At 61.6% G+C, this 4,258-nt stretch carries 2 protein-coding genes; one reads left to right on the forward strand and one right to left on the reverse strand.

The genetic code is table 11. From position 1 onward, the window contains the following. Positions 1 to 107 precede the first annotated feature (107 nt). Positions 108 to 2,036 carry a transglycosylase SLT domain-containing protein gene (locus tag WBB95_RS23710; protein ID WP_424489773.1) on the reverse strand — a complete coding sequence of 643 codons (1,929 nt, stop codon included), beginning with the start codon at positions 2,034 to 2,036 and terminating at the stop codon, positions 108 to 110. Between the two features lie 213 nt (positions 2,037 to 2,249). On the opposite strand from WBB95_RS23710, the gene WBB95_RS23715 reads away from it, so the two are divergent. Beyond that, complete coding sequence (locus WBB95_RS23715) at positions 2,250 to 4,169, forward strand: ATP-binding cassette domain-containing protein (protein WP_424489774.1); 1,920 nt, start codon at positions 2,250 to 2,252, stop codon at positions 4,167 to 4,169. Positions 4,170 to 4,258 lie beyond the last annotated feature (89 nt).

Consider the following 4,258-nt stretch of genomic DNA (forward strand, 5'->3'; position numbering starts at 1 on the left):
ATCCCGCACGGGGCAAGCCCGCTCACCACAGCAAGCCCTGCTCACCACAAGATGTCTTGCTCACGTCAAAAAAAATCCCGCTCGTCGCGGGATTTTTTTATCCGATGTTACTGATCATCAAAATACCGCTCATGCCAATCCACCAGTGGCTGTGGCGAGTTGAGCTTTTGCCCGTAGATCACCGAATAAGACAGCACGTTCTGCACATACTGGCGGGTCTCGTCGAACGGGATGCTTTCCACCCACACGTCGAAACTCAGGTGATCAGCACCGCGTAGCCATTGGCGCACGCGGCCCGGGCCGGCGTTGTAGGCGGCAGAGGCCAGCACGCGGTTGCCGTTGAACTGGCTGTGCACCTGGCTCAGGTAAGCGGCGCCGAGCTGGATGTTTTTGTCCGGGTCCAGCACTTGGGCGGGCGAGGCCAGGGGAATGCTGAACTTGCGCGCGGTTTCCTTGGCGGTGCCGGGCATCAGTTGCATCAGGCCGCTGGCGCCGACGCCGGAGCGCGCGTCGTCCATGAAGGCGCTTTCCTGACGGGTGATGGCAAACACCCAGCTGGAGTGCAGGCCACGCACTTTGGCTTCGCGTACCAGGGTGTCGCGGTGAGCCATCGGGAAGCGAATGTCCAGGTCGTCCCAGTACTGCGCCTGGCTGATGGTGCGGATCGCCGGGAAGTACCACTTCATGTCGTAGGCCAGCTTGGCCTGGGCGACCATTTCGTCGCGGTTGAAGTGACGGCTGACGTGGTACCACTCGCGGCGACCATCCACCACTTGGCCGCGGGCGTAGAACTCCAGGGCGCGGCGTACGCCTGGGGTGTTGCGCACCTTGTTCATCAGCGCCTGGCTCATCACCAGCGGTTTGTTGGTCAACTGGTACGGGGATTTGGAGCGGTCGGCGGCGAGGAAGCCATAGAAGTCACGTTCCTTGGCCACGCTTTTGTACAGCACCATGGCCTGCGGGTTCTTCGGCTCGGCCAGCTCCAGGCTGCGCGCCTGCCAGTAGCGCCAGCGGTTGGTGGTGGCCAGGTCTTGCGGAAGCTTGCGGGTCAGCTGGTACGCATCTTCCCAGCGCGCCAGACGCAGCAGCAGGCGCAGGCGCCATTCGGAGACGGTGTTGTCACGCAGCTCCGGATCATATTTGGTCATTACGTCCAAGGCGCGTGGGTCATAGCGACGCGCCAGGGTCAGGCCGATTTCACGGGCGATCGACACTTTTTCGTCACGGGAGAAGTGCATGCTGCTGGCATAGCCGTCGAGCAGGGCCATGGCCTTGTCCGGGTCCTGGCGTGCCAGGCGACGCAGGCCCAGGCCGACGGCGTCAGACATGGCCTCGTTGGCCGGCAGGAAGCGCGACGGATCGCTGAGCATGTCGGGTTTTTGTGCCACGTCCACCATCAGGCGGCCTTGGGCGCCCAAGGTTGGCAGGGTTTTCACCAGGCTGTTGGCCAGCGCGTAGTTGCGCGCTTCGGCCGCGAGCTTGGCGCGGTCCCAGATTTTTTGTTCGGTGAGTTGGCCATCGGCGGCCCACTGGCCGAAGGTGGCGTCACAGGCGGCCGGTTGCGATTTGCCGGTCAGCCAGAGTTTTTCGGTGTTCTTGTAGCCTTCGGCTTTCAGGTTGTGCGTGAGCTGGAACTGAGCATGCAGGCAGTCGAGTTCGACGAAATTGAGCTTGTCGTCGTAGTACTTTTCAAAGGTCTGCCAGTCGCCACGGTCAGCCAGCCAGCGCAACCAGCGCAGCTTCATCCAGTTGGCCTGGGGCAGGTCGCCGTTTTTGGCGAGGAACTGTTCGATTTCCTCGTTGCTCGCGGTTTTCAGGCGCGCGGTCAACTCGTCGTAGGCCAGGTACGGCGTGAGCGGGTAGTCGGCCAGGGCCTGGCTGTATTGCATGTATGGGCCGCTGTCGCCTTTGGCCAAGGCGCGTTTGGCTTCATCGTAATATTGACGTTGGGTGGTGAGGTCCACAGCCTGTGCGGATTGAACGGCGGTGGCGGAAAGAAGCAAACAAGATAAAAAATTGAAAAGGCGACTGCGCATGAGACATCCGTGCAGAGAAATCACGACGAGCGCCGGCACCGCCGACACTGATTGCCCCTAGCTTAGCCTTTTGCCAGCGGCCGGTGAAAGCTTTGCCGGCCGGCTGGCTGAAGTTCGCTGCAAATGTCCTGCAGAACGTGTCGAGCGTGAAAATGCCAACCGCATCCCACCCTCAAGTCAGGTAGAATGCGCGCCCAGTTTTTGGAGAAGCGTATGACCCTGCTCAAATTCAGCGATGTGTCCCTTGCTTTCGGCGCTATGCCGTTGTTGGACAAGGTGTCCTGGCAGATCGCCCGTGGTGAGCGGGTGTGCATCATCGGCCGCAACGGCACCGGCAAGTCCAGCATGATGAAGCTGGTTAAAGGCGACCAGAAGCCCGATGAGGGCTCTGTTTGGCGCTCCCCGGGCCTCAAGATTGGCGAATTGCCGCAAGAATTGCCGGTGGCCGACGGACGGACAGTGTTCGACGTGGTCGCCGAAGGCCTCGACGGTGTTGGCGCGTTGCTCGCCGAATACCATCACCTGGCCCAGAACTGTGTCACCGAAGAGGACCTGAACAAGCTGATGCACGTTCAGCAAGACCTCGAAGCCCGTGACGGCTGGCGCTTGCAGCAACTGGTCGACAGCACCCTGAGCCGCCTGCAACTGCCGGCCGACAAGACCCTCGCCGAGTTGTCCGGCGGCTGGCGTCGTCGCGTGCTGCTGGCCCAGGCCCTGGTGTCAGAGCCGGACCTGCTGCTGCTCGACGAACCGACCAACCACCTGGACATCGGCGCAATCGCCTGGCTGGAAGAAGCCATCAAGGACTTCCAGGGCGCGGTGCTGTTTATCACGCACGACCGTGCCTTCCTGCAGAGCCTGGCCACGCGCATTCTCGAACTGGACCGTGGCGGCCTGATCGACTGGAACGGCGACTACGCCAGCTTCCTGGTGCACAAAGAAGCCGCGTTGTCCGCCGAAGAGACCGCCAACGCGCTGTTCGACAAGAAACTGGCCCAGGAAGAAGTCTGGATTCGCCAGGGCATCAAGGCCCGCCGCACCCGTAACGAAGGCCGCGTGCGTGCCCTCAAGGCTCTGCGCAATGAGCGCAGCGAGCGTCGCGAACGCACTGGCAAGGCCAACATCCAGCTCGACACCGCCGACAAGTCGGGCAAGCAGGTCATGGTCCTGGAAAACGTCAGCTTCCATCACCCGGACGGCCCGTTCCTGATCAAGGACTTTTCCATGGTCCTGCAGCGCGGCGACCGTATCGGCCTGCTGGGCGCCAACGGCACCGGCAAGACCACCTTGCTCAAGCTGATGCTCAATGGTCTGCAACCGACCAGCGGCAAGGTAGAGGAAGGCACCAAGATCGACGTGGCTTACTTCGACCAGTTGCGTCACCAGTTGGACCTGGAAAAAACCGTGATCGACAACGTGGCCGAAGGCCGCGACTTTATCGACATCGACGGGCAGAGCCGCCACGTGCTCAGCTACCTGGGCGACTTCCTGTTCAGCCCGCAGCGTGCGCGTACACCAGTGAAAGCCTTGTCCGGTGGTGAGCGCGCGCGCCTGCTGTTGGCCAAGCTGTTCAGCAAACCGGCCAACCTGCTGGTGCTCGACGAACCGACCAACGACTTGGACGTAGAAACCCTCGAACTGCTGGAAGAGGTCTTGCTGACCTTCAACGGCACCGTGTTGATGGTGAGTCACGACCGGGCATTCCTCGACAACGTGGTCACCAGCACCCTGGTCTTCGAAGGTGAAGGCAAGGTGCGTGAATACGTCGGTGGTTACCAGGACTGGCTGCGTCAGGGCGGCTCGCCGCGTCTGCTGGGCGTGACTGAGAGCAAGTCCGGCAAAGCCGACTTGACCTCGGCGGTGGTGGCCCCGGTGGCCGCTGCTGCACCGGCTGAGGACGCTGCGCCAGCGGCCAAGAAGAAACTCAGCTACAAGCTGCAGCGCGAGCTGGAAGCCTTGCCGGGTGATATCGAGTCCAAGGAACAGCAGATCGCCGCTGTAGAAGCAGAAATGGCTGACGCGGGTTTCTACCTGCGCCCGGCAGCGGAGACCGCCAAGGTCATTGCGTCCCTGGAAACGTTGAACCAGGAGTTGGAAGTGCTGGTTGAGCGTTGGGCCGAGCTGGATGCCTGATTGATCCGGCGGCATTAAAAAACCCGGTGCGCATTTTCATGCGCACCGGGTTTTTTATAGGCCATACAGTTCAACGGTGGGAGCTGGCT

Origin of the sequence: Pseudomonas sp., from assembly GCF_049645325.1 — a bacterium.
Classification (GTDB): Bacteria; Pseudomonadota; Gammaproteobacteria; order Pseudomonadales; family Pseudomonadaceae; genus Aquipseudomonas.